Below are 24,683 nucleotides of genomic sequence, written 5' to 3'. Positions count from 1 at the left end.
CTCACTCCGCCGGCATCGCACGCGGCGACGGCATGAAGCCCAGCTGCTTGCGCTTTTCCGGGCGCTTGCGCGTCAGCGCCAGCACCATGCCCATCGAGATGGCGATCGCGATCTGGGAGGAACCGCCATAGGAGATGAACGGCAGCGTCATGCCCTTGGCCGGCATCAGTTGCAGATTGACGGCCATGTTGATGACCGACTGCAGGCCGAAGACGGTGACCAGGCCGCCAACCGCGTAGCGCGTGAAATCGTCCTGCTCCTTGAGTGCCGTGTTGAGGCCGCGCAGCACGATGAAGCCGAAGATGGACATGATGAAGAAACACATGATCAGCCCGAATTCCTCGCCAGCGACCGAGAAGACGAAATCGGCATGGCTGTCGGGGATGACCCGCTTGACGGTGCCCTCGCCCGGCCCGACGCCGAACCAGCCGCCATTGATCAGCGCCTCGCGGCCCATGTCGACCTGGAACGTGTCGCCCTCGCCGGTCATGAAGCGGTCGATGCGGCCGGCAACGTGCGGGAACACCGCATAGGCGGCGAACACGCCGCCGACGCCGGCAGCACCCAGCGCGACGATCCACAGCCACGGCAGCCCGGCCATGAAGAACATCACCCCCCAGGTGCCGAGCACCAGCATGGTCTGCCCCAGGTCAGGCTGCGCCACTAGCAGCGAGATGACCAGCGCAAGCAGCAACATGGCGAACAGATTGCCCGGAATGTCGGGCTGGCGCTTGTGCTCGGCGAACAGCCAGGCGCAGATGATGACGAAGCCCGGTTTCAGGAACTCGGACGGCTGTATCGACAGGCCGGCAAGCGATACCCAGCGCCGCGCGCCTTTCACCTCGACGCCGATATAGAGCACCGCCACCATCAAAAACAGCGTGATGCACAGCATGACCAGCGCCATGCGCCGGATCTGCCTGGATTCAAGGAACGAGACGGCAAGCATCACTCCAAGTGCCGGAATGGTGAAGATGATCTGGCGTGTGGCGAAGTGGAAACTGTCTAGTCCGATGCGTTCGGCCACCGCCGGGCTTGCGGCGAAGGACAAAACGATGCCGAGGCCCATCAGCGACAGGAACGCCGCCAGGAACCAGCGATCGATCGTCCACCACCAGGTCGCCACGGGGCTTTTGTCGAGACGGCTTTGCATTATCGTGTCCCTCCGATGGGCTTCACGCCATCAATGGCGGTTGCGGCTTGCCTGAACGCCTCACCGCGGACTTCGAAATTCTTGAACTGGTCGAAACTGGCGCAGGCCGGCGACAGCAGCACCACCGCCTCGCCGCTACTATCCTTGGCCGCATCGCGGGCGGCGTGTTCGACCGCCGCAGCCAACGTGCCTGATATCTCGTAGGGCACCGCTTCGCCCAGCGTCGCCGAAAAGGCCGGTGCGGCTTCGCCGATCAGATAGGCCTTGGCGATACGCGGGAAGAAGCCGCGCAACGGCTCGATGCCACCCTCTTTCGGCAGACCTCCGGCAATCCAGTAGATACGCGCAAAGCTCGACAGCGCCGGTGCCGCGGCATCGGCATTGGTCGCCTTGGAATCGTTGACGAACAGCACATGCCCTTTGCGGCCGACCTGCTCCATGCGGTGCGCCAGCCCCGGGAAACTCTCCAGTCCGGATTGGATCTCGCCGAGCTCGAGCCCGACCTTGAGGCAGGCGGCGGCGGCGGCCAGCGCATTCTGCGCGTTGTGCTGGCCGCGTAACGAGCCGATGCCTTCGAGAAAGGCGACCCGGCTGTAGCGGCCGTGCACGGCTTCCATCAGGTTGGTGCCTTCGGCGAAATAGCCGTCGGTCAGCGGCAGGCGCTTGGAGATGCGAATGATCTGCCGGCCCGCTCGCTCCAGCCGGTCGGCGATCTGGGCGCACCAGGAATCGTCGACACCGATGATTGCCGTCTCGCTGCCGGCCACCAGCCGCTCCTTGATCGAGGCGTAGTGTTGCATCGTGCCATGGCGATCGAGATGGTCCGGCGTCAGGTTGAGCAGGATGCCGGCCGTCGGATTGATCGAAGGGGCAAGATCGATCTGATAGGACGAGCACTCAACCACATAGTGCCGCTCGGGCTGCGGCGGATCGAGCGTCATCACCGCGCGGCCGATATTGCCGCCCATCTGCGTGTCGCGCCCGGCCGATTTGAGGATGTGCGCCGTCAATGCCGTGGTCGTCGACTTGCCGTTGGTGCCGGTGATGGCGATGAAGGCTGCTGCCGGCGCCCGCGCCGTCCGCTCGCGGCAGAAAAGCTCGATATCGCCGATGATCTCCACGCCTGAGCCCCGCGCGAGCTCGACGGTCCAGTGTGGCTTGGGATGCGTCAGCGGCACGCCGGGCGACAGCACGAAGGCGGAAAACCTCGCCCAGTCCGCGCCGCGCAGGTCTGCGGTGGCGATGCCGACCGCGCCGGCCTTGGCAACGCTGTCGGGATTGTCGTCCCAGGCGAGGACGTCCGCGCCGCCCTCGATCAGCGCGCGCGCCGTGGCAATCCCCGAGCCGCCGAGCCCGAAGAGCGAAACGCGCTTGCCTGAAAAGGATGCGGCGGGGATCAAGCGGCCTCCTATCTGAGCTTCAGGGTCGACAGCCCGACCAGCGCCAGAATGACGGCGATAATCCAGAAGCGGATCACCACCTGGCTTTCGGTCCAGCCGAGCTTTTCGAAATGATGGTGGATCGGCGCCATCAGAAAGACGCGCTTGCCGGTCATCTTGAAATAGCCGACCTGGATGATGACCGAGAATATCTCGACGACGAACAGGCCGCCGACGATGACCAGCACGATCTCGTGCTTGGTCGCCACCGCGACCGTGCCGATCAGCCCACCCAGCGCCAGCGAGCCGGTATCGCCCATGAAGATTGCCGCCGGCGGCGCATTGAACCACAGGAAACCGAGACCGGCACCGATCACCGCTCCGAGGACCACGGCAAGCTCACCGGTGCCGGGAACGAAATGGATCTGCAGATATTCAGCGAACACGGCATTGCCGGAGAGATAGGCGATGACGCCGAAGGACGCCGCCGCGATCATGATCGGCACGATCGCCAGCCCGTCGAGGCCGTCGGTCAGGTTCACCGCATTGCCGGCGCCGACGATGACGAAGCACGAGAACGGGATGAAAAACCAGCCGAGATTGACGAGAAACTCCTTGGCGAAAGGGAATGTCAACGATGACGAGAACGGCACCTGGCCGTTATGCATGATCACCCAGGCGGCGATGCCGGCAATGACGAATTCGAGCCCGAGCCGCGCCTTGCCGGAAAAGCCGAGATGCGATTGCTTCGTCACCTTGAGATAATCGTCGTAGAAGCCGATCGAGCCGAACCCCAGCGTCACCAGCAGCACCACCCAGACGTAGATGCTCGACAGGTTCGCCCACAGCAGCGACGAACCGACGATGCCGGACAGGATCATCAGTCCGCCCATTGTCGGCGTTCCCGCCTTCTTGAAATGCGTCTGCGGCCCGTCGGCGCGGATCGGCTGGCCCTTGCCTTGCCGCAGCCTCAGCGAATTGATGATGGTCGGTCCGAAGATGAACACGATCAGCGCCGCTGTGATCAGCGCTCCGCCGGTGCGGAAAGTTATGTAGCGGAAGACGTTGAAGACCGAGATCTTGTCCGCAAATTCGACGAGCAGTGTTAGCATGCGCTTGCGTCCCCCGGACCGATCTTAGGTCTGTCTGCTGGTTGTGGCTTCCGCCGGAAACTTGCCGAGCAACGCCTCGACCAGCTTTGAAAAGCCTATGCCCTTCGACGATTTGATCATGACCACGTCGCCGGGCTTCAATTCCGACAGAAGCACCGGTTTCAGATCTTCCGCGCCGGCGCGGTATTCCGTCTTGATGTCGCCCGGCAGCACGTCGGCCAGCGCCCGCATTTCCGGGCCGCCGAGGAAAACCGTGCGCGTATCGGTGCCGACGATCAGGTCGGCAAGCGCGGCATGCAATTTCGCCGAATGGCTGCCGAGCTCGAGCATGTCGCCAAGCACGGCAATGCGCCTGCCCTCGCCCGACACCGGTGTGGTGTTGAGCAGTGCCATTGCAGCGGTCATCGACGCCGGATTGGCGTTGTAGCTCTCGTCGATCAGTGTGATCGGCCCCTTGGGATGGCGCAACACATAGCGTTTGCCGCGTCCGCGTTCGGGCGAAAGATCGGCCAGCGCCTGCGCAACCCTGGTGACGTCGGCGCCGACCAGATGCGCGGCACCCAGCACGGCCAGCACATTCTGCACCATATGGCGGCCCGGCGCGCCGATCCTGGCGACAATCTCGTGTCCGCCAATCTTGGCGGCTATCACGGAGTGATCGGCATTGAGCTCGCATTTGATCAGTTTGAAGGTCGCCCGTGCATTCTCGCCGAACCCGTAGACATGCTCGACGCCCGCTTCTTTCGCCATCTTCTCCAGCAGCTTCCAGCGCTGGTCGTCGCGGTTGAGAAGGGCGGCGCCACCGGGCTCCAGTCCCTCGAAAACCTCTGCCTTGGCCTTGGCGATCTCGTCCAGGTTGCGGAAGAAGCCGAGATGAGCGGCCGCGATCAGCGTAATGATGGCGACATGCGGCCGGACCATTTTGACGAGGGGCCGGATCTCGTCCGGATGGTTCATGCCGATCTCGAAGACGGCATAGTCGCAATCCTGCGGCATGCGCGCCAGTGTCAGCGGCACGCCCCAGTGATTGTTGAACGACTGAGCCGATGCATGCACCGTACCGACCGCGGACAGAGCGTGGCGCAGTGCTTCCTTGGTGGTGGTTTTGCCCGCCGAACCGGTCACGGCAATCACCCTCGCCTTCGAGCGTGCGCGCGCCGCAACGCCGAGCTTTTCCAGCGCGACGAGCACGTCCTCCACGACGATCATCGGTGCCGTCAGCCGCCCCAGCGACGGCAGCTTGCCCTCGGCGACGACAAGCACGCCGGCGCCCGCCTTGATGGCGGCGGTGACGAAATCATGGCCGTCCATCACCTCGCCCTTGATGGCGAAGAAGGCGTCTCCCGGCTGCAGGCTGCGGCTGTCGATGGAAATGCCGGCGATGCCTTCAGGCATCGGACCGAGCGGCCGGCCATCCATGGCGGCAACCAGCGCCTCGGAGGTCCACAGATAGCTCACGCCGCTTGCTCCCTGAGCGCCGAGCGAACTTCCTCATGATCGGAAAAATGCAGCGTCTCGGTGCCGATGGTCTGGCCTTCCTCATGGCCCTTGCCGGCCACGATCAGCGTGTCGCCAGCGTGAAGCATCCCGACTGCCTCGTGGATAGCCTTGCGCCGGTCGCCGATCTCGATGGCGCCAGGTGCGGCCTCCAGGATCGCGGCGCGGATCGTCTCGGGAACTTCCGAGCGGGGATTGTCGTCGGTGACGATGACGACATCGGCCAGCCTTGTGGCGATCTCGCCCATGATCGGCCGCTTGCCCCGGTCACGGTCGCCGCCGCAACCGAATACGACGATGACGCGGCCGGTGGTAAAGGGACGCACCGAAGCCAGCACGTTTTCCAGCGCGTCCGGCTTGTGCGCGTAGTCGACATAGACCGGTGCGCCATTGGCGGCCGTCCCAACGAGGTCGAGCCGCCCCGGCGCACCCTTCAATTTCTCTAGCGCCATCAACGCCTTGGCAACAGATGTTCCAGTCGAAATGGCGAGGCCCGCCGACACCAGCGCATTGGCGATCTGGAAGTCGCCCGCCAACGGCAGGTCGACTTCATGGAGAACGCCGTCAACTTCGACCTCGGCGCGTTGGCGGTGGCGCTCGTGCTCGACCCGCTTCAGCCGCAGGAAATCGCCGTGGCGGCCGACCGTCAGCACGTTCAGTCCCGCTGCCCGCGCCGCCTTGATTGTCGGCTCCGACCACGGGTCGTCGGCAAAGATGACGGCCGGCGCGCCCTTCGGCAGCAGCGCATCGAACAGACGCAATTTGGCGCGATGATAGTCCTCGACCGTCGGATGATAGTCCATATGGTCGCGGCCGAGATTGGTGAAGCCGCCGGCCGCAAGCCTGACGCCATCGAGCCGGCGCTGGTCGAGGCCATGGCTGGACGCTTCCATCGAGGCGTGGGTGACGCCGGCCTCCGCCAACTCCTTGAGCAGCCTGTGCAGTGCCACCGGATCCGGCGTGGTCAGCGAGCCATATTCATTGCGGCCCGGCGCCACCACGCCGGTCGTGCCGATCGAAGCGGCGACCAAACCCGCCTGCTCCCATATCTGTCGGGTGAATGCGGCGACGGAGGTCTTGCCGCTGGTGCCGGTCACCGCGACCATGGTTTGCGGTTGCTTGCCGAAAATACGGGCAGCACTCAGCGCCAGCGCAAGGCGCGGATCGTCTACGACAAGAACCGGAACTGGCAGCCCGGCGACCGCACTGCCCTTGCCGACAACAATCGCGGCAGCGCCGCGGCTCGCGGCATCGGCGGCATAGGCTGCGCCATCCGCCTTGGAGCCGGTGAGCGCGAAAAAGACAACACCCGGTGTTACCTGGCGGGAGTCCGACGAAATCCCTGTAACCTCCATGTCGAAGGAAGCTGTCCCCTCGACAGGCAGGATACCGGCTAGATTTTTCAGCTTCATCGAACCCCGTTCATCGCAACAAAATAGCGCGCAGTTGCCGGCGCGCCCCAAGAATCACTGATAGGAAACCAGCGTTGCACCATTTTCATGGCTGAAATCTGGCTTCACGCCAAGCATGGAAGCCGCACGTCGGATGATGTTTGCAGCCATGATGCCCGCATTCGAGGCAGCCGTGGCACCCATGCCGGGCTTTTCCGGCTTCGGTTCGTCGGCGATCGTAAGCACTATGTATTGCGGATCGTCCATTGGGAAAGCCGCAACGAAAGCGTTGAAATTCTTTTCCTTCGAGTAGCGGCCGTTGACGACCTTCTCCGCCGTTCCCGTCTTGCCGCCCACCCGGTATCCTGGCACCCGGGCATTGCGGCCGGATCCCTTTTCGGCATTGAGGGCATAGAGATAGCGCATGCCCTCGACGGTCTTGTCGCTGACCACTTTCTTGGCCACCGCCATCGCCTGCTCCTGGGTGCGCGGCAGGAAGGTCGGGTCCATCAGATAGCCGCCATTCATCAGCGCGGCGCAGCCGACCGCCGTCTGCAGCGGGGTCGTCGACACGCCGTGGCCGAAGGCGATGGTAATCGAATTGACCTGCTTCCAGACCTTGGGCTCGGTCGGCCGGGCGACTTCCGGCAGTTCGGTCTGCATCTTCTCGAGGATTCCCAGGCGATGCAGGAATTCGCGGTGTCCGTCAATGCCAACCGCTTCGGCTTCCTTGGCAGAGCCGATATTGGATGAGTAGATGAACACTTCCGGCACCGACAGCACCCGGCCCTTGCCATGGAAATCATGGATGGTCTGATGGCCGATCCTGATCGGGCGCGATGCGTCGAAGCGGCTTTGCAGCGTTATCTTGCCGGAATCGAGCGCCATGGCGGTGGTGAAGCTCTTGAAGGTCGACCCCATTTCGTACAGGCCGGCGGACATACGGTTGAGCCGGTCCTTGTCCTGCGCGTTATAGGGGTTGTTCGGATCGAAATCTGGAACCGACGCCATCGCCAGCACCTCACCGGTCTTGACGTTGAGCACGACGGCACCCGCCGCGATCGCATGGTACTTTTCCATGCCGGTGGCGACCTCGTCACGTACGATATGCTGGACGCGCAGATCGATCGAGAGCTGGACCGGCTTCAAATCCTTGGCCACCGCCAGGCCCGACGCCTGAAGATCGCTCAAGCCCTGTTCGTCGATGTATTTCTCCATGCCGGAGATGCCCTGATTGTCGATGTTGGTGAGGCCGACAATGTAGGACGAGGTTTCGCCGGCCGGATAGAACCGGCGCTTTTCGGTGCGGAAGCCGAAGCCGGGGATGCCGAGCTGCATGATATCGGCCTGCTGCTTCGGCGTCAGTTGCCGCTGCAGCCAGACGAAGCCGGCGCCGCTCTTCAGCTTGTTGTATGTCTGCTCGTAGTCGATCTCGGGAAGCACCGTCGACAGCTTTTCGATCGCCTCGTCGGCATCGACGATGCGGCGCGGTTCGGCAAACAGCGACGCGGTCTTGATGTCGGTCGCCAGCACTTCGCCGTTACGGTCGACGATGTCGGGCCGCGATGCCGTCACCCGGCTCTGCGGCCCGCCCGACAGGTCGGGGTTCTGGAAACCCAGATAGACCAGCCGCCCGGCAATGGTCGAATAGATACCGAAGAACACCGCCATCGTCATGACAATGCGGGTCCTGCCCTTGCCACCGGTTGCCTTGCGGGCACCTTCGACCACGATCGATCCGCCCGCGCCGGGCTTCGAACCGCGCTTCAGCAGCCTGCCAACCTGTGGAAATCTGGCGGCCATTGGAAATCCGGTGATCATTGGACGATGCCTCCGGTCACCACCGGATCCTTGCCGCCAATATCAGCCATGCCGCCCAGCCGCTGCGATGAAAGGTCCTCGATGTTGACGGGTTTGGCCGGCAGATCGTCCAGCCCGACGATCTGGCGCGCATTGACCGGCTCGAGTCCGAGTTGCGATTTGTAGATTTCGGTGAGCTTCTGCAGGCGCGACGGCTGGGTAAGCAGGCTCCAGTCCGCCTTGAGCAGGTCGATCGTGTCCTCTTCATAACGGATCTGCGCCTGGATCTTGTGCACTGCCGCCAGTTGCTCCTCGGCCTCGCGCTTGGTCTTGTAGGTCAAGGCAGCCGCCGAAACCATGACGGCGATCAGGACTATGTCGCTGGTACGAAACACGTGTTCACCTCTCTCCCGGTCGATCGGCACCGGGAAGCTTTGGGCCAGGCAGTTTTGGCAGGCCGAAAATCGAAAAATCACCAGCGCGCGCCGGCACCTCTGTACGGATCGCAGCGCGCAGCCTTGCCGAGCGCGCCCGCGGATTGGCCGAAATCTCGGCATCGCCAGGCGTCACGCCGCTGCCCTTCTTGGTGAAGGTGGCGGTGCGCGCCTGCGCCTCGGGCAGGTGCCGCGATCCGGTCGCTGAATCAGCTCTGTCGGCGATAAAGCGCTTGACCATGCGGTCCTCCAACGAATGGAAGGTCACCACGGCAAGCCGCCCGCCCGGTTTCAGCACGCGCTCGGCGGCAAACAGCGCCTTTGCCAGCTCGCCGAGCTCGTCGTTGACGAAGATGCGCAGCGCCTGGAAAACCCGAGTGGCTGGATGGATCTTGTCTTTCGGCGCGCGGCCGATATGCGTCTCGATGGCATCGGCAAGGTCGACCGTGCGCTCAAAGGGGCGTTTTTCGCGACGGCTCTCGATCATACGGGCGATGCGCCCAGCATGGCGTTCTTCGCCGAGAAAACCGAAGATGCGGGCAAGATCGCCCACCTTGAAAGTGTTGACGACGTCGGCGGCGCTCAGGCCCGCCTGCGCCATGCGCATGTCGAGCGGTCCATCGGCGCGGAATGAAAAGCCGCGCTCCGGCTGGTCGATCTGCATGGAGGAGATGCCGATGTCGAGCACGACGCCATCGGCACTTTCAACCTGCTCGTCGAGCGTTGAGAACGGTGCCTGGACAAGCCTGAGCCTGCCGCCGGACTGCTGTTCAAGGGTCCGCCCCGCCGCGATCGCATCCGGATCGCGGTCGATGGCGACGACCGAGGCTCCGCTTGCCAGAATGGCCTTCGTGTAGCCGCCAGCACCGAACGTGCCGTCGACGAGCACCTCGCCTTTTGTCGGCGCCAGCGCCTCCAGAACTTCGGCAAGGAGGACCGGAATGTGACGGGCTGGTCCGCCAACGGCATGAACTTCATCGCCGTCGCCCGCCATCATTCCGGCCGCTCCCCGGGCTTCGTCCCCTGCCGAAGCTGCAAAAGCCGGGCGCGAGCTTCCGTCCCATAGGCGCTGAGCCGTCCCGGCTCCCAGATCTGAAAGAAATTGCCGCGGCCAACGAAGGCCACTTCCGCTGAAATGCCGGTATGCTCGCGAATGAAATCGCTCATCGTGATACGGCCGTCCTGGTCGAGCTTCAGAAACGTTCCATCGCCATGGCAGAAGAACGACATGTCGTCCGCCGCCTGCAGGAACGGGTCTTCCTGCGCGATGCGCTGCTCGTAGCGATCGAGCAGGTCGAGCCCACCGACATCCATCGCCGGGCGATCCAGGCAGCGTAGCGCATAAAGTTCCGAATAGCCGCGTTTCTGCACAACGGCACGGAAATGCGCCGGCACGGACACCCGTCCCTTCGCATCGATCCTGTTCACCGCGTTCGACAGAAACCGGTCCATTACGCCTTACGGCCGCTTGCGCCGCCGCACCCCTCTGCATCTTCCTGTCCGCGCCGCCCCGGCCCGGTCGCCGTCCAAAACCCACTTCATTATGACGGGCGAACGCAGGCAAACGCGCAGCCGCCGCGGCTGCCCGATTGGCGTACGCTTCACCCTGACACGGAACGAAGGCTTGAGTATCGGAATGGGATATCATGGGGTGTTATGGGCGTCAACGGGAACAGTCTTCAAAACGCGCCTGCCACGGCTGGGGAGAGCAGCTTTGACGGCACTCCGGTCTTTATCCTCCATTAAGCCTAACGAAGGGTTTAGAGCCGTGTGGTCCAACCGGACGCGGCTTGCTGCGGATCGTTGCCGCGCATAGCCTCGGCATCTCCTTTTCCGGTCAGTAACGAGGTTTGAAGCCATGTCTGAAACAGCCAAGTCGCGCGCCGCGGCACTTCCTCATCTGCGTCGCGCCGGGCTGGCCAAGGGCGACCCAATTCCCTTGCCCTTGACCATGGCCGCCATTTTCCACGCGCCGGGTGACGCCACCGGCTACGATCAATATGGCCGCTTCAGCAATCCGACCTGGGATGCAGTCGAGCACATGCTGGCGCATCTGGAAGACGCCCCATGCGTCGCCTTTCCCTCGGGAATGGCTGCCATCTCGGCGGTGTTTTTCGGCCTGCTCAAAGCCGGCGACCGTATCCTGCTGCCGTCCGACGGCTACCATACGACGAGAGCGCTGGCAGACCGTTTCCTGAAGTCCTTCGGCGTCGCGTACGACGTCCGGCCGACATCGAGCTTCCTCGACGGCGGCTTTGACGGATACCGGCTTGCCTTCGTCGAAACGCCCGCCAATCCAGGACTGGACATATGCGACATCGCAGCCGTCGCCGAAGCCGTGCACAAAGCGGGTGCGATGCTTGTGGTCGACAACACGACGATGACGCCTTTCGGCCAGCGCCCGCTCGATCTCGGCGCCGATATCGTCATTGCTGCCGACACCAAGGCGCCGAACGGCCATTCCGATGTGCTGTTCGGCCATGTCGCCAGCCGCAACGCAGATATTATCTCGAGGGTGACCGACTGGCGCGAGACGTCGGGCGCCATCCCCGGGCCGTTCGAGGCATGGCTGGTACATCGCGGCCTCGAAACGCTGGACGTGCGCTTCGACCGCATGTGCGCTTCGGCCGAAATGATAGCGCGACGGCTGAAAGACCATCGCGCAATCAGCGGCTTGCGCTTTCCGGGACTGGAGAGCGACCCATCACACAATCTTGCCCGCGCCCAGATGGAGCGCTTCGGATTTCTCATCTCGTTCGTGCTCGCCTCGGAGGACAAGGCCGAGGATTTCATCAACAACTGCGCGTTGATGCAGGCAGCGACATCGTTCGGCGGCGTACACACTTCGGCCGAACGGCGATCAAAAAGGGGAGATGCCGTTCCGCCCGGCTTCGTTCGCTTGTCGATCGGCTGCGAGCCGGTGGAAGAGCTTTGGCAGGCGATCGAGACGTCGCTAGACCGCATCGGCACCTGAGCAGCGCGACTACGAATTCAGATCGCCGGCGTCGATCTTGCGCCGGCCGTGGAGAACGCGAACGATTTCGATCGCCTCTTCGCGGACACGATACAAAGTGAGGTATTCGCCGACGATCAGGTGACGGATGCCGGGCGCAATGTCTTCGCGCGGTGCACCTGAGAAGGGATGCAGGGTCAGCAAATCCACCGCCTTTGCAAGAGATCCACGAGGCGAACCGCCGCATTTGGATTCTGTTCGGCAATGTAGTCGACGATGGCTTCGAGGTCGATCAATGCCTGAGGAAGCAGGCGATATTTCACTCCTCAAGGCCTTTGGCCTCGGCCATTTTCAGATATTTGGCGCGCAGCCGTTCCATGATTGGCGGCCCGTCCAGCGCCGGTCCGCTGTCGATCCCTTCCTGCGCCATCTTGCGCAATTCCTCGACCGTGTAGCCGAGCAGGTCGCGCCTGTCCTTCCATTGCCTCAGTGCGTCGCGGATCACCTCGCTCGCCGAGGCATATTCGCCGGCGGCGACCACGTCGTCGACTGCCGCGGCCAACTCCGGCGACAGCGTGATGCTGCGTTTATCGACCTGTCCCATGACGCGCTCCTGAATATCGTCATCAACTGGTACGATTTAATCGCACCATTTTCAAGGAATGTCGCGCTCGATTGCGGGTCGAAAAGTGAATCAACGGCTGCGCCCGAAGACGTAACCTGCTGATATCAGGAGATTTCCTTTTATCGGGGAAACTGCCAGCTGGCCTGTAAGCCGGGTTCTGTATGGCCCTCGCCCCTTACGGGGCGAGAACGTGGCGGCCATTCATCTTGGGCGCATGTTGCCATGCGCCTCACGCAACCTACCCGGACGGTGAGCCGGAAACAGCCCTCGAGGGTTTCCCCTCGCACCGCCCCTATTCGGTCTTGCTCCCGGTGGGGTTTACCGTGCCGCTCCTGTTGCCAGTCGCGCGGTGGGCTCTTACCCCACCCTTTCACCCTTGCCACGATTAGATCGTGGCGGTTTGCTTTCTGTGGCACTTTCCCTGGGGTCGCCCCCGCCGGCCATTAACCGGCACCGTGTCTCCATGGAGCCCGGACTTTCCTCACCCGCAGCCTTTCGGCTTCGCGGGTGCGGCCGCCCGGCCAGCTGGCAAGGCGTATAAAGGGGTTCAGGCCCGAAAACGCAAACGAAAAAGCAAGCTATCGCTTGTCAGGCGGGCGCTCCAAGTGCTGCCAGTTGCACCTTGACCTTGCCGCAATAGGCTGCGGACACCGGGTTCATCCGTGTGGCGCCGTGGCCGGCATTGTATTTCAGGATCGTGCCGCAGGTCGTGCCGCCGCCGAGATCCCGCGCCATGGCAAGGTACTTCATGCCGTATTTGATGTTGGTATCGGGATCGTAGAGACCCTGAACCGAACCGCTATAGCCCATCATTCTTGCCGTCGCCGGCTTGATCTGCATCAGGCCGATCTCGCCGGCGCTGCCGACCTGGTTCGGCTGGTAGTTGCTCTCGATCTTGATGACGGCATTGGCGAGCGATACCGGCACGCCGTAGCTGGCGGCATATCGCGCAATGATCGCCGAATACTGTCCGCTGCCGCCGACAACCGCCGCCTGGGGCGCTGGCCTGCTCTTCGGAGCGACTGACGCCGTTGCCATGTGGTCGATACGTTTGCGGTTACGCTTCACATGCTGTTTGGCGATTGTCTTTCTCGCAGCGGTTGGCCTTTTCGCGGAGACTGGCTTTTTCGTCCTTACCGCGGCCGCTTTTTCCACTTTTGCGGTGGTGGTCTTCTCTATTTTTGTACCACGGGTGGCTTTCGGCATGGCGGTTTTGCCGGCTGCGGCACTGAAGCCTTGATCGGCCCGCTGGCTCAGCGGCGCGCTGTTCGCCGCGCTGAAGGCAAAAGTCATTACGCCGGCAGCAATGGCTGCCGTTAAAACGGTCAATTTCTGCATGTGATCCTGTTCTGTTTGATCTGCACAAAGAACTTCGCGCAGATACCCTCAATCAACATCGGAACATCTGGGGGGGTAGAGGTCCGACAATCTGTACGGATCGCCTTTGACGACGGAATTGGCGCCAAAGAAGGCGGCGCAATTCACTTTAGGTAACAGATTGTAACTTTTAATCTGGGAAAAGATTATTTGAGAGAGGCTATCCTTGCGGAAGCGAGCAGCCTTTCCAGCGTGCGGATCGTCGATCCGTCAGCCATGCCGTCGACCAGGCGCTGCCGGAAATGCCGCTGAAATGCCTCGACCACGATTTCGGTCTGCCGGTCGAAAGCGCCGGTGATCTCGACGCCATAACCATAGAGCGACAGCATCGACTGCAGCGCCTCGACCTCGGCGCCGGTATCATCTGGCTTCAGTACGGCGCCGCGCCGGATCGGTGCTGCCGGCACAACATGGCCGACACCGGCGGCAAACAAGGCTTTCCATGGAAATTTCTCGCCCGGATCGACCTTGCGCCCCGGTGCCACGTCGGAATGGGCGAGCACCCGCTGCGCCAGAATGGAATGGCGCTCGACAATGCCGACGCACAGGCCGATCACCGCGTCGATCTGCGGTTTTGGAAAATTGCGATAGCCGAGAGTATGCCCCGGATTGACGATCTCGATGCCGATCGAACAGGAGTTGATGTCGCTCTGTCCGAACCACGAGCTCTTGCCGGCATGCCAGGCGCGATCGCTTTCCCTTACCATCTGAACAATGCGGCCGTCCTCATGGACCAGATAGTGCGACGAGACCTCGCTTGCCGGATCGCACAACCATGCCTCGGCGCCGGCGCCGGTCGCCATGCCGGTGTAGTGCAGCACGATCATATCGGGTCTAAGCGTGCCGCGCCGCGGTCCGAAATTCGGCGATACCCTAACCTCGGCGCTCGGCTCGTCGGGCGGAAAGCCGCTCATGCGTGCCGCAGGCCTCGCTCGATCATCTCATAGGCCGCGTTGATCGCCGCCAGCCTGGTCGTCGCGATCTTGATGAATTCCTGCGGCAGGCCGCGTGCGATCAGCCGGTCCGGATGATTGTCGGAGACCAACTTGCGGTAGCGCCTGCGGACCTCCTCGAACGGCTTCCCACGCTCGATGCCGAGCACAACATAAGGATCGGCGGCGCCCAGATCGACATGCCGCGCCAGGATGCTCTGGTAGTGCGCCTCATCGATGCGGAAGATCTCGGCGATGCGATGCAGGAATTGGCGCTCGCGCTCATGCACCAGCCCGTCGGCCTTGGCGATGTGGAACAGCCCGTCGAGTATGTCCTCCAGCATCAGGCAATTCGAATGGCCCGAACCGCAAAGCTGCGCCATCCGCTCGGCATAGGTTTCGAAACCGGCAATGTCGCGTTTGGCCAAATCGTAGAGCCGCGCCACATTGCGCCTCTGTTCCTTCGGCACCTCGAATATTTCCTGGAAGGCGCGCACCTCGTCTTGGGTGACGATGCCGTCTGCCTTGGCCATCTTGGCCGACAGCGCGATCATCGCCACCGAGAAGGCGACGCGCCGGCGCAGATCGGCATCGCCGGAGAAAACCGTGCGCACGGCTTCGACCACTTCGGCGACGCCTGACGACGCTGAAGATGAAACGCGTGTGACGAAGTCGCCGAGGCGGTCCCAAATCGACATGAGGGTTTCATAGGGCCAACCGCCCATCGCTATCAAGCCAAGACAGTGCCGCAGGGGCTGGCCCAATCGATTTGGCGGAATGCCTGAGGCGGCTGGCGCTAGCGCTCACCCATGGAAAATCCGCAGACGGCAGCCTCGCCGCGCAAACGGCGAGCCTGGCGATTGGCGCCTTGGGTCGTCGTTTCGGCGCAAGTAAGGGGCGAGGCGTACTTTTCGCGTTGCGGTTACCTGCGTCGGCGCACTCGGCCGCAAGGCGCGGGTATCGTAAGCAGCAGAAAGGCCGGCGTGTGAGGCCGGCCTCTCTTGGTTGTCACATCAATTACTGCGCAGGGGCAGCCGGCGCAGGAGCGGGGGCCGGGGCCGGCTCGGCCGGTTTGTTAGCGTCAGGAGCAGCCGGCTTCATCGTCTGGTCGGATGCCGGCGGGTTAGTGCTCTGCGTCGTAGTGTTGTCGGTGCCGCTATCGCTGCAGGCCGCAACGCCAAGCAAGGCAAGCGCCGAGACCGACGCAAGAATGAGTTTCTTCATGATATCTCTCCTCTAATCACGCCACCGTTACCGGCGACGATCGAGAACACAATGCATCAGGTCATGATGAGTTTCGTAACGTTGCGTTTCCGCGTGTAACATCAAGCGCTTGGCCGTACAAAGCGTTGAGCACTAACAGGATGCGTAAAGTGAAAATGCCGGAGGCGCTGCCATGACCGCAAGATGGGATTTCTGGATCGACCGCGGCGGTACCTTCACCGACATCATCGGCCGGGACCCGGAAGGCGGGCTGCATCCCAGGAAACTCCTTTCGGAAAATCCCGAAGCCTATGCCGACGCTGCCATCCAGGGCATTCGCGAACTGCTCGGCGTCCAGCCCGGCACCCCAATCCCTTCCGCGCTGATCGGCGACGTCAAAATGGGCACCACGGTCGCCACCAATGCGCTTCTCGAGCGCAAGGGCGACCGCGTGCTGCTGCTCATCACCAAGGGCTTCCGCGATGCGCTGAGGATTGCCTACCAGGCCAGGCCCGATATCTTTGCCAAGCAGATCATCCTTCCCGAACAGCTCTACGAGCGCGTCGTCGAGATCGACGAACGCGTGCGCGCCGACGGTCGTGTCGAACGCCTGCTCGACATCGCCGACGTGCGTCCTGCCATCGAACAGGCCAAGGCTGACGGTATCGATGCGGTCGCGATCGTCTTCATGCATGCCTGGAAACATCCCGATCACGAAAAGGCGGTCGCCAAAGTCTGTCGAAAGCTCGGATTCTCGCAGGTCTCGGTCAGCCACGAGGTCTCGCCGCTGATCAAGCTGGTCGGCCGCGGCGACACCACGGTGGTCGACGCGTATCTGTCGCCGATCCTGGCAAGGTATGTGCAAAGGGTTGCGGCGGAACTGGGTGCCGCGCCAATCTCCCCCCTGGTGGGGGAGATGTCGGCGAAGCCGACAGAGGGGGGCGCTGTCCCGCCAACATCTCAGTCTGTCACGCCCCCCTCTGCCCTGCCGGGCATCTCCCCCACAACGGGGGAGATTGGCCAATCCCCCCGCCTTATGTTCATGATGTCGTCGGGCGGCCTCACCGCCGCCGACATGTTCCAGGGCAAGGATGCGCTGTTGTCCGGCCCGGCCGGCGGCGTCGTCGGCATGGTCGAGACGGCAAAACTCGCCGGTTTCGGCAAAGTCATCGGCTTCGACATGGGCGGCACCTCCACCGATGTCGCCCACTATGATGGCGACTACGAGCGCGCCTTCGACACCGAGGTCGCCGGCGTGCGCATCCGCGCGCCGATGATGCGCATCCACACCGTCGCCGCCGGCGGCGGCTCGATCCTGCACTATGAGGCCGGCCGCTTTCGCGCCGGGCCGGATTCGGCCGGCGCCAATCCCGGCCCGGCCGCCTACCGGCGCGGCGGTCCGCTTGCGGTCACCGACGCCAATGTCATGCTGGGAAAGCTGCAGCCCGACTTCTTTCCGGCCATTTTTGGGCCGGGCCAGGACGAACCGCTCGACGTGCGGACAGTTCGCGAGACGTTCACCGCACTTGCCGCCGAAATCGGCGACGGCCGCTCGCCGGAAGCCGTTGCCGAAGGGTTCGTCACCATCGCCGTCGAAAACATGGCCAATGCCATCAAGAAGATTTCGGTGCAGCGCGGCTACGACGTCACCGAATACCTGCTGAATTGTTTCGGCGGCGCCGGCGGCCAGCACGCTTGCCTCGTCGCCGATGCGCTCGGCATGGAGGCTGTGCTGATCCATCCCTTTTCCGGCCTGCTCTCGGCATACGGCATCGGCCTGTCCTCGGTGTTTGCGTCACGCCAGCAGGCGCTGCTGAAGCCGCTGGCGGACGATTCCGGGCCGGCGATCAACGAGCTCATCGCAACGCTGCGCAAAGCCGTCATCGACGAACTCGCCGCGCAAGGCATCACCGAAGACGCGGTCGCCTCGAAGCCGGTGCTGCAGATCCGCTATGACGGCACCGATACCGCGCTGCCTGTGAACTTTGGGCACGGCTCGATTGCGCAGGCCAAGGCGGACTTCGAACTGGCGCACAAGGCGCAGTTCGGCTTCGTCTATGACGACAAGCCGATGATCGTCGAATCGGTCGGCGTCGAAGGTACCGATACCGGCAGCACCGGCCGCGACGAAAGCGATTCATTTCTTGAACACAAGGCCGCAAGTCCTTCCGGGACGCGGAAAATTTTCGTCGACGGCATCTGGCGCGACGCTGGCATCTTCCCTCGCGAAACGCTGAAGCCCGGTAACAAGATCGCCGGCCCCGCTTTGATCATCGAGCCGAACCAGACCATCGTCGTCGAGCCCGGCTGGCAGGCCGAGATCACCGCCAAGGACCATGTACTGATGCGCCGCATCGAGAAGAAGCACCGGCAGGCCGCACTCGGCACCGAAGCCGATCCGGTGATGCTGGAGGTCTTCAACAATCTGTTCATGTCGATCGCCGAGCAGATGGGCGTAACGCTGCAGAACACCGCCTATTCGGTCAATATCAAGGAGCGGCTCGACTTCTCCTGTGCCGTTTTCGACCGGAATGGCGCGCTGGTCGCCAACGCGCCGCATATGCCGGTGCATCTCGGCTCGATGGACCGCTCGGTGGAGACCATCATCCGGCTCAATTCCGGCGACATTCACCCCGGCGACGTCTTTGCCCTGAACGCCCCTTACAATGGCGGCACGCATCTGCCTGATATCACCGTGGTGACACCGGTGTTTTCCCTCCCCCTCGAGGGGAGGGTGGCCGCGAAGCGGCCGGGTGGGGTCCTCTCAGAAGGCACCACAAATGCGTCGAGCACTGCCGCAACGACCCCCTCCGGCGGCTTCGCCGCCACCTCCCCCTCGAGGGGGGAGGAGATCCTCTTCTACGTAGCCTCGCGTGGCCACCATGCCGACATCGGCGGCACCGCGCCCGGCTCGATGACGCCGCTTGCCACTACCGTCGATGAGGAAGGTGTGCTGTTTGACAATTTCCGCATCGTCGATCGCGGCAGGTTCCGCGAGAAGGACCTGGAGGCGCTGCTGACCGACCACCCCTACCCGGCGCGCAATCCGCACCAGAACATCGCCGACCTCAAGGCGCAGATCGCCGCGAACGAAAAGGGCGTCGCCGAGCTGCGCAAGATGGTCGCGCATTTCGGCCTTGGCGTCGTCGAAGCCTATATGGGCCATGTCCAGGACAATGCCGCCGAAAGCGTGCGTCGCGTACTGGAGCGGCTGCCCGACAGTTCCGAATACGAATATCCGACCGACACCGGCCAAATGATCAAGGTGAAGATATCGGTCGACCGGCACAAGCGCGAAGCGACCGTCGACTTCACCGGCACGTCGCCAGTGATGAAGAACAATTTCAACGCGCCAGAGCCGGTCGCCCGTGCCGCGGTGCTTTATGCCTTCCGCGTCATGGTCGAAGACAACATCCCGATGAATGCCGGATGTCTCCGGCCGATCAACATCATCATTCCCGACGGCTCGATGCTGAAGCCCGCCTATCCCGCGGCAGTCGTCGCCGGTAATGTCGAGACCTCGCAGCACGTCACCAACGCGCTGTTCGGCGCGATGAGGGCAATGGCCAATGCGCAAGGCACGATGAATAATCTCACCTTCGGCAACAAGCAGTACCAGTATTATGAGACGATCTGCTCCGGTTCGCCGGCCGGCCGCATGAACAACGGTCGCGGCTTTGACGGCACCTCCGGCGTCCACACCCATATGACCAATTCGCGCCTGACCGACCCGGAAGTGCTGGAACTGCGTTTCCCGGTATTGCTCGAGGACTTTCATATCCGCGAAGGTTCCGGCGGCAAAGGCAAATGGAGCGCCGGCGACGGCACCAAGCGCACCATCCGCTTTCTTGAAAAGATGGAATGCGCGATCCTGTCCTCGCATCGCAACCGCCCGCCGCAGGGACTGGACGGAGGCGGCGATGGCGAGGCCGGCTCGACCAAGGTCCGGCGCAAGGATGGCCGCGTCGAGGTCCTGAAGGCCTGCGATCAGACCATCCTCGACGCCGGCGAGGCAGTCATCGTGACGACGCCGACGCCTGGTGGATTTGGCAAGGCCTGAACTCGCGTCAACAGGCTGTCACCGGCCTGTCATGACCCTGCGCTACCCGCTTGCGGCAAAGCAAACGGGAATCGCCTTGCCATGACGGACATTTCTGGAGAACTGGTTTTTCGCCGCGGCAAGGAAGTTGGCAAAGCCGTCTACCAGAACCGCCCGCTGTCGAAAGCCGGCATCTCCGAGCGCTTGTTCGCGTTCCTGTTCTCCGGCCTTGTCTACCCGCAGATCTGGGAAGACCCCGAAATCGACATGGACGCGATGCAGCTCGGCAAGGGTCACCGCATCGTCACCATTGCCTCGGGCGGCTGCAACATCCTCGCCTATCTCACCCGGTCGCCGGAAAGGATCGATGCCGTCGACCTCAACACCGCCCACATCGCGCTGAACCGTATGAAGCTCGAAGCCGTCCGTCACCTGCCGTCGCAGGGCGACCTGTTCCGTTTCTTCGGCGCGGCTGAGACCGGGCACAATTCGCAGGCCTACGACCGCTTCATCGCACCGCATCTCGACCCGGTCAGCCGCCATTATTGGGAGCGCCGCAGCTGGCGCGGCCGTCGCCGCATCGCTGTCTTCGACCGCAATTTCTACCAGACCGGCCTGCTTGGCCTGTTCATCGCCATGGGCCATCGCACCGCAAAATTCTTCGGCGTCGACCCGGCCGACATCATGGACGCCAAGAGCATCGCCGATCAGCGCCGCTTCTTCGACGAAGAGCTGGCGCCGGTCTTCGAAAAACCGCTGCTGAAATGGGCGACTTCGCGAAAAGCTTCGCTGTTCGGCCTCGGCATTCCGCCGGCCCAGTACGATTCGCTGATCACCTCGGGTGACGGCACCATGGCCAGCGTGCTCAAGGCGCGGCTGGAAAAGCTCGCCTGCGATTTTCCGCTGAAGACCAACTATTTCGCCTGGCAGGCTTTTGCCCGCCGCTATCCCAATCCCGGCGAGGCCGCCCTGCCCGCCTATCTCGAAAAGCGCAACTACAAGACGATCCGCAACAATGTCGATCGCGTGGCAATCCACCATGCCAATCTGATCGAGTTCCTTGCCGGCAAGGATGCCGGTTCGGTCGACCGCTTCGTGCTGCTCGACGCACAGGACTGGATGACGGACGACCAGCTCAACGGGTTGTGGGCCGAGATCACCCGAACCGCCTCCGCCGGCGCCCGCGTCATCTTCCGCACCGCAGCGGAACCCAGCCTGCTGTCCGGCCGCGTCTCGAATTCGCTGCTCGACCAGTGGCGTTACGAGAACGACGCCTCGCGCGAGTTTTCGGCCCGCGACCGCTCGGCCATCTATGGCGGCTTTCATCTCTACTTGAAGCAGGGCGCATGAGCGCGACCGAATTGCCTGCCAGCCATGCCGAGCTGATGGACGGCGTCTACCGCTGGCAGCGTCATATCTACGACCTGACACGCAAATATTATTTGCTCGGCCGCGACCGGCTTATCGCCGGCCTGGATGTGCCGGCCGGCGGCACCGTGCTCGAGCTCGGCTGCGGCACCGGCCGCAACATCATCCTTGCCGCCCGCCGCTATCCCGGCGCGCGCTTCTTCGGCCTCGATATTTCGGCCGAGATGCTGGAGACGGCCACCGCCGCCCTTGCCCGCGAAGGCCTCTCCGGCCGCGTCACGCTGGCGCGCGGCGATGCGACGGATTTCGACGCAAAGGCGCTGTTCGGCGTCGAAAATTTCGACCGCGTCTTTGTCTCGTATTCGCTGTCGATGATCCCCGGCTGGGAGAAGACGGTATCCGCGGCTCTTGCTGCCCTGTCATCTGGCGGCTCGCTGCATATCGTCGATTTCGGCCAGCAGGAGGCCCTGCCCCGCTGGTTCCGCACGCTGCTGCGCGGCTGGCTGAAAAAATTCCATGTCGAGCCACGTCAATCGCTGCGCGCGGTTCTGGATTCGGAATCTGCAAGAACCGGTGCAAGCTTCCGTTTCCAAGCGCTTTACCGCGGCTATGCGTGGCTCGCTGTGATCGGCCTAGGTCGATAGCCAGGGTGTGTTGAGATTCAGGTCAGGCCGAGTCGAAAACGGGGTGGGCTCCGAGAACCGGCGCGGGGCGTACTTTTGGGTACGTGAGCACCGGCCTACGCCGGCCGTAGCCTTAACTGCCACGACCGCTCATGAGTGCTTTGGCCGGCGAAGGCCGGAAGCGCAGGAAACCGCCGTTTGCAGGCCGGTATCACCTGAATATCGATACAGCCTAATGCAGCGCCTTGACCAGCGCCGCCACCATTACCTGCGGCCGGTAGCCGAGCCTGGCCGGCGTCAGCCCGAGCCGCACCACAACCAGCTGCTCAGAGGTGATGATGGCAGCCGTTTGCCCATCATGCCCCTCCATCCAGTAGGTGTCCTTGGGCAGGCCGGCGGCAATGCCGGCGCCGGGGTTTTCCTCGTCGCCGGGCCCTTCGATCCATAATTGCCCCTTGCCGTAGACCTTCGAGGCAGTTGCCGGTTCCCGCATCCAGCCGACGAAACCGGCAGGCAGGATCTCCTTGCCGTTCCAGACACCGCCCTGCAGCAGGAACTGGCCGAAGCGCGCCCAGTCGCGTGCCGTGGCATAGAGATAGGACGACCCGACGAAGGTGCCGTGCTCGTCGGCCTCTAGCACCGCGCTCTGCATGCCGAGCGGATCGAACAGCGCGGTCCTCGGCCACGCCAGCGCCTTGTCCTTGTCGCCGATCGCGTCCTGCCACAATCGGGACAGCATCACCGCCGTGCCGCTCGAATAGGAAAACACCTTGCCGACCTCGCCGGTCAGCGGCTTGGATCCGGCAAAGCCCGCCATGTCCGGTTCGAGATAGAGCATGCGCGTCACATCGGTGACGTCGCCATAATCCTCGTTAAATTCCAGTCCGCTCGACATTGCCATCATGTCGGCGAGGCTGATCACGGCACGGCCATCTGCTTGCCAGGGTCGAAACAGGCCCTGGTTGGTGATCGCCAGCTTGCCGTCCTTCGTCAGCGTGCCGACGATCGCCGCATTCACCGTCTTGGTCATTGACCAGCCCAGTAGCGGGGTCTTTTCGGAAAAGCCGTCGCCATAGCGCTCTGCGACGATGCGGCCGTTCTTGACCACCACCACCGCCCGCATGCCAGCACCGGTCAATGCCGGATCGTCGAGGATTGCCGTGACCTCGGGATCCTGCGAGGCATCGGCCTTGTCGCCCTCCGGCCAGATCGCATCGGGCAGCGGCGCCGGCGTCGGTGCAACTCCCGCGACAGCCTTGGCGGCGGCAATATCGCTGTCGGGAACCGAGGCGCAGCCGAGCCCGTCGCGGGCGACCGCGACACTCTTGCCGAGCCCGCCGAACAGGCCCGCCGAAACCGTTCCCTTCTCCTTGTCCACCGACACTCTCATCAGCTTCAGCAGCGGATGGCCCGGCGCCTGCACATCGACGGCGAGCACGTCGTCGGCGTCTCGCCCTGCGATGAAGACATTCGAACAGACGATCTTGGCCGAATAGCCGGAACCGACGCGGATCAGTTCCGGCGGCGCGAAATACAGCCAGCCGGCGAGCATCGCAGCGGCCAGCACAGCCAGGCCCAGCTGCCATTTGACGAACTTCAGAAGGATCTGCATTTTTTTCGAATTCCCCCCGAGCGCGATCTATGTCATCGATTTGCCGCCATTGTTTCGGCAAAATCGCGGCTCTTGTCGAGCGCCGTCAACCGAATATCAACCATGATCGGCGATCACGAGGGACTGGGCGATTCTGTGGGGTGATCGTCCGGCTGGGCTTGCATGCATGTGTCCCAAACTGCGCAACGGTTTGGGAATGCATGAAACGAAGATCCAGGCGCTTCGCGTAAGTCAGTTTCAAACGCGTCGCGCCCGGTCGAGGGGCCACCCGCGGAAAGACCCATCAGCGGCCGGCTGAAACCGGCTCGGGAAGTAGCGATGCGCCGTTTCGCGGTCCTCATCACGCTGATGCTGCTTGGTGCCTGCTCGACGGTCGATGATCTGACGCCATCGCTGTCGTCGTCCAGCGCCCCGACGGTTGCGGTACGCGCGCCCCGTTTTGCCGATTCCGACCCGCATGAATGGGATAGCGGCGCACCGTGGAGCTACGCCGTCCACGGCACCGACGTCTCCAAATACCAGACATCGATCGACTGGCCGGCGGCCAGGGCCAGCGGCATCTCCTTTGCCTTTATCAAGGCTACCGAAGGCGGAGACCGGTTCGATGAAGCTTTCAACGAGCATTGGAGCCGCACGAAGGCCTCGGGTATCCCCCGTGCCGCCTATCATTTCTTCTACTTTTGCACGCCGGCCGCTACCCAGGCGCGCTGGTTCATCCAGAACGTGCCCAAAGACAGTTCGGCGATGCCGCCCGTTCTCGACATGGAATGGAACCCGAAATCGCCGACCTGCAAGCTGCGGCCAGATTCCGCCACGGTACGCAGCGAGATGAGCACATTCCTCAAAATCGTCGAAAAACACTACGGCAAGAAGCCGATCATCTACACGTCGGTCGACTTCTTCGAAGACAATGGTCTATCGGGTTTCCGGGGCTACCCCTACTGGCTGCGCTCCGTCGCCGGGCACCCGCGCCAGAAATACGGCAGCCATCCATTCACCTTCTGGCAGTATACCGGAACGGGCGTCGTGCCGGGCATGGCCGGAAACGCCGACATCAACGTCTTCAACGGCTCCGAAGCCGCCTGGAAGAAGTGGTTGCGGCAGAACACCCGTTGACACCAGGCCTGCCGCCTGCTTTTCGACACAGCCAATGACGAATACCCGCAACCGCTGGTAATCTTCTCG

At 63.0% G+C, this 24,683-nt stretch carries 20 protein-coding genes, 1 other RNA gene and 1 pseudogene; 5 read left to right on the top strand and 17 right to left on the bottom strand.

The features are described from left to right. Position 1: 1 nt before the first annotated feature. Genes ftsW through mraZ form a run of 9 tightly spaced genes read right to left on the bottom strand, consistent with a single transcriptional unit; the run spans position 2 to position 10,218 of the window. A complete protein-coding gene (ftsW, locus tag NKH91_RS09505; protein WP_023721202.1) occupies positions 2 to 1,153 on the bottom strand; it encodes a putative lipid II flippase FtsW in 1,152 nt (383 codons plus the stop codon). Continuing rightward, positions 1,153 to 2,553: a UDP-N-acetylmuramoyl-L-alanine--D-glutamate ligase gene (gene murD, locus NKH91_RS09500; RefSeq protein WP_023721203.1), complete on the bottom strand. Its 1,401-nt coding sequence runs from the start codon at positions 2,551 to 2,553 to the stop codon at positions 1,153 to 1,155. The genes ftsW and murD overlap by 1 nt, the downstream gene beginning before the upstream one ends. A gap of 8 nt (positions 2,554 to 2,561) precedes the next feature. Next, positions 2,562 to 3,644 carry a phospho-N-acetylmuramoyl-pentapeptide-transferase gene (mraY, locus tag NKH91_RS09495; protein WP_023721204.1) on the bottom strand — a complete coding sequence of 361 codons (1,083 nt, stop codon included), beginning with the start codon at positions 3,642 to 3,644 and terminating at the stop codon, positions 2,562 to 2,564. Positions 3,645 to 3,668: 24 nt separating this feature from the next. Continuing rightward, on the bottom strand, positions 3,669 to 5,102 hold the full coding sequence (locus tag NKH91_RS09490; RefSeq protein WP_352844522.1) for a UDP-N-acetylmuramoylalanyl-D-glutamyl-2,6-diaminopimelate--D-alanyl-D-alanine ligase: 1,434 nt from the start codon (positions 5,100 to 5,102) through the stop codon (positions 3,669 to 3,671). After that, positions 5,099 to 6,553 carry a UDP-N-acetylmuramoyl-L-alanyl-D-glutamate--2,6-diaminopimelate ligase gene (locus NKH91_RS09485; RefSeq protein ID WP_023721206.1) on the bottom strand — a complete coding sequence of 485 codons (1,455 nt, stop codon included), beginning with the start codon at positions 6,551 to 6,553 and terminating at the stop codon, positions 5,099 to 5,101. Before NKH91_RS09485 ends, NKH91_RS09490 begins: the two co-directional genes overlap by 4 nt. Positions 6,554 to 6,607: 54 nt before the next feature. Further along, a complete protein-coding gene (locus tag NKH91_RS09480) occupies positions 6,608 to 8,335 on the bottom strand; it encodes a peptidoglycan D,D-transpeptidase FtsI family protein (protein ID WP_352481539.1) in 1,728 nt (575 codons plus the stop codon). Between the two features lie 14 nt (positions 8,336 to 8,349). Beyond that, positions 8,350 to 8,727, bottom strand: coding sequence for a cell division protein FtsL (gene ftsL, locus NKH91_RS09475; RefSeq protein WP_023676771.1), 378 nt, complete (start codon positions 8,725 to 8,727; stop codon positions 8,350 to 8,352). Positions 8,728 to 8,731: 4 nt separating this feature from the next. Then, positions 8,732 to 9,763, bottom strand: a complete 1,032-nt coding sequence (gene rsmH / locus NKH91_RS09470) for a 16S rRNA (cytosine(1402)-N(4))-methyltransferase RsmH (protein ID WP_352884650.1) — start codon at positions 9,761 to 9,763, stop codon at positions 8,732 to 8,734. Further along, on the bottom strand, positions 9,760 to 10,218 hold the full coding sequence (gene mraZ, locus NKH91_RS09465) for a division/cell wall cluster transcriptional repressor MraZ (protein WP_352481541.1): 459 nt from the start codon (positions 10,216 to 10,218) through the stop codon (positions 9,760 to 9,762). The genes rsmH and mraZ overlap by 4 nt, the downstream gene beginning before the upstream one ends. A gap of 406 nt (positions 10,219 to 10,624) precedes the next feature. Between mraZ and NKH91_RS09460 the strand changes: the two genes are divergently transcribed. Further along, positions 10,625 to 11,740, top strand: a complete 1,116-nt coding sequence (locus NKH91_RS09460) for a cystathionine gamma-lyase (protein WP_352495118.1) — start codon at positions 10,625 to 10,627, stop codon at positions 11,738 to 11,740. 9 nt (positions 11,741 to 11,749) lie between these two features. Here the strand turns inward: NKH91_RS09460 and NKH91_RS09455 are convergent. The 7 genes and pseudogenes from NKH91_RS09455 to NKH91_RS09425 form a co-directional block, all read right to left on the bottom strand. Beyond that, positions 11,750 to 12,042: pseudogene (locus NKH91_RS09455) on the bottom strand (type II toxin-antitoxin system RelE/ParE family toxin). Further along, complete coding sequence (locus tag NKH91_RS09450; protein ID WP_352481543.1) at positions 12,039 to 12,323, bottom strand: type II toxin-antitoxin system ParD family antitoxin; 285 nt, start codon at positions 12,321 to 12,323, stop codon at positions 12,039 to 12,041. The pseudogene NKH91_RS09455 and the gene NKH91_RS09450 overlap by 4 nt, the downstream one beginning before the upstream one ends. 151 nt (positions 12,324 to 12,474) lie before the next feature. After that, an RNA gene (rnpB, locus tag NKH91_RS09445) (RNase P RNA component class A) lies at positions 12,475 to 12,873 on the bottom strand. Between the two features lie 59 nt (positions 12,874 to 12,932). Beyond that, on the bottom strand, positions 12,933 to 13,682 hold the full coding sequence (locus NKH91_RS09440; protein WP_352844525.1) for a lytic transglycosylase domain-containing protein: 750 nt from the start codon (positions 13,680 to 13,682) through the stop codon (positions 12,933 to 12,935). 185 nt (positions 13,683 to 13,867) lie between these two features. Continuing rightward, positions 13,868 to 14,635, bottom strand: a complete 768-nt coding sequence (locus NKH91_RS09435) for an N-acetylmuramoyl-L-alanine amidase (RefSeq protein ID WP_352844526.1) — start codon at positions 14,633 to 14,635, stop codon at positions 13,868 to 13,870. Continuing rightward, complete coding sequence (locus NKH91_RS09430) at positions 14,632 to 15,351, bottom strand: J domain-containing protein (protein WP_023721214.1); 720 nt, start codon at positions 15,349 to 15,351, stop codon at positions 14,632 to 14,634. The genes NKH91_RS09435 and NKH91_RS09430 overlap by 4 nt, the downstream gene beginning before the upstream one ends. Positions 15,352 to 15,670: 319 nt before the next feature. Continuing rightward, complete coding sequence (locus NKH91_RS09425; protein ID WP_023721215.1) at positions 15,671 to 15,877, bottom strand: hypothetical protein; 207 nt, start codon at positions 15,875 to 15,877, stop codon at positions 15,671 to 15,673. A 172-nt stretch (positions 15,878 to 16,049) separates the two neighbouring features. Between NKH91_RS09425 and NKH91_RS09420 the strand changes: the two genes are divergently transcribed. The 3 genes from NKH91_RS09420 to NKH91_RS09410 all read left to right on the top strand — a co-directional run bounded on the left by NKH91_RS09420 (position 16,050) and on the right by NKH91_RS09410 (position 21,907). Continuing rightward, the gene (locus tag NKH91_RS09420) at positions 16,050 to 19,916 is read left to right on the top strand and encodes a hydantoinase B/oxoprolinase family protein (RefSeq protein ID WP_352844527.1); all 3,867 of its coding nucleotides are present in this window, start codon (positions 16,050 to 16,052) and stop codon (positions 19,914 to 19,916) included. An 81-nt stretch (positions 19,917 to 19,997) separates the two neighbouring features. Next, positions 19,998 to 21,245 carry a BtaA family protein gene (locus tag NKH91_RS09415; RefSeq protein WP_352844528.1) on the top strand — a complete coding sequence of 416 codons (1,248 nt, stop codon included), beginning with the start codon at positions 19,998 to 20,000 and terminating at the stop codon, positions 21,243 to 21,245. After that, complete coding sequence (locus tag NKH91_RS09410) at positions 21,242 to 21,907, top strand: class I SAM-dependent methyltransferase (protein ID WP_352844529.1); 666 nt, start codon at positions 21,242 to 21,244, stop codon at positions 21,905 to 21,907. The genes NKH91_RS09415 and NKH91_RS09410 overlap by 4 nt, the downstream gene beginning before the upstream one ends. Before the next feature lie 211 nt (positions 21,908 to 22,118). Here NKH91_RS09410 and NKH91_RS09405 read toward each other — a convergent pair whose 3' ends face one another. After that, positions 22,119 to 23,498 (bottom strand): serine hydrolase domain-containing protein, encoded by a 1,380-nt coding sequence (locus tag NKH91_RS09405; RefSeq protein WP_352844530.1) that lies wholly within the window; start codon positions 23,496 to 23,498, stop codon positions 22,119 to 22,121. Between the two features lie 318 nt (positions 23,499 to 23,816). Between NKH91_RS09405 and NKH91_RS09400 the strand changes: the two genes are divergently transcribed. Beyond that, the gene (locus tag NKH91_RS09400; RefSeq protein WP_352481550.1) at positions 23,817 to 24,614 is read left to right on the top strand and encodes a glycoside hydrolase family 25 protein; all 798 of its coding nucleotides are present in this window, start codon (positions 23,817 to 23,819) and stop codon (positions 24,612 to 24,614) included. Positions 24,615 to 24,683 lie beyond the last annotated feature (69 nt).

It is taken from the genome of Mesorhizobium sp. M0894 (assembly GCF_040319725.1).
Classification (GTDB): Bacteria; Pseudomonadota; Alphaproteobacteria; order Rhizobiales; family Rhizobiaceae; genus Mesorhizobium.
The sequence above is the reverse complement of the archived record's forward strand: the minus strand, read 5'-3'. Positions and strand labels throughout refer to the sequence as shown.

Coding starts and splice junctions, on each gene's coding strand:
- ftsW (WP_023721202.1), bottom strand. CDS start 1,153: ATGCAAAGCCGTCTCGACAAAAGCCCCGTGGCGACCTGGTGGTGGACG.
- mraY (WP_023721204.1), bottom strand. CDS start 3,644: ATGCTAACACTGCTCGTCGAATTTGCGGACAAGATCTCGGTCTTCAAC.
- NKH91_RS09485 (WP_023721206.1), bottom strand. CDS start 6,553: ATGAAGCTGAAAAATCTAGCCGGTATCCTGCCTGTCGAGGGGACAGCT.
- NKH91_RS09480 (WP_352481539.1), bottom strand. CDS start 8,335: ATGGCCGCCAGATTTCCACAGGTTGGCAGGCTGCTGAAGCGCGGTTCG.
- rsmH (WP_352884650.1), bottom strand. CDS start 9,763: ATGATGGCGGGCGACGGCGATGAAGTTCATGCCGTTGGCGGACCAGCC.
- mraZ (WP_352481541.1), bottom strand. CDS start 10,218: ATGGACCGGTTTCTGTCGAACGCGGTGAACAGGATCGATGCGAAGGGA.
- NKH91_RS09460 (WP_352495118.1), top strand. CDS start 10,625: ATGTCTGAAACAGCCAAGTCGCGCGCCGCGGCACTTCCTCATCTGCGT.
- NKH91_RS09450 (WP_352481543.1), bottom strand. CDS start 12,323: ATGGGACAGGTCGATAAACGCAGCATCACGCTGTCGCCGGAGTTGGCC.
- NKH91_RS09440 (WP_352844525.1), bottom strand. CDS start 13,682: ATGCAGAAATTGACCGTTTTAACGGCAGCCATTGCTGCCGGCGTAATG.
- NKH91_RS09435 (WP_352844526.1), bottom strand. CDS start 14,635: ATGAGCGGCTTTCCGCCCGACGAGCCGAGCGCCGAGGTTAGGGTATCG.
- NKH91_RS09430 (WP_023721214.1), bottom strand. CDS start 15,351: ATGTCGATTTGGGACCGCCTCGGCGACTTCGTCACACGCGTTTCATCT.
- NKH91_RS09425 (WP_023721215.1), bottom strand. CDS start 15,877: ATGAAGAAACTCATTCTTGCGTCGGTCTCGGCGCTTGCCTTGCTTGGC.
- NKH91_RS09420 (WP_352844527.1), top strand. CDS start 16,050: ATGACCGCAAGATGGGATTTCTGGATCGACCGCGGCGGTACCTTCACC.
- NKH91_RS09415 (WP_352844528.1), top strand. CDS start 19,998: ATGACGGACATTTCTGGAGAACTGGTTTTTCGCCGCGGCAAGGAAGTT.
- NKH91_RS09410 (WP_352844529.1), top strand. CDS start 21,242: ATGAGCGCGACCGAATTGCCTGCCAGCCATGCCGAGCTGATGGACGGC.
- NKH91_RS09405 (WP_352844530.1), bottom strand. CDS start 23,498: ATGCAGATCCTTCTGAAGTTCGTCAAATGGCAGCTGGGCCTGGCTGTG.
- NKH91_RS09400 (WP_352481550.1), top strand. CDS start 23,817: ATGCGCCGTTTCGCGGTCCTCATCACGCTGATGCTGCTTGGTGCCTGC.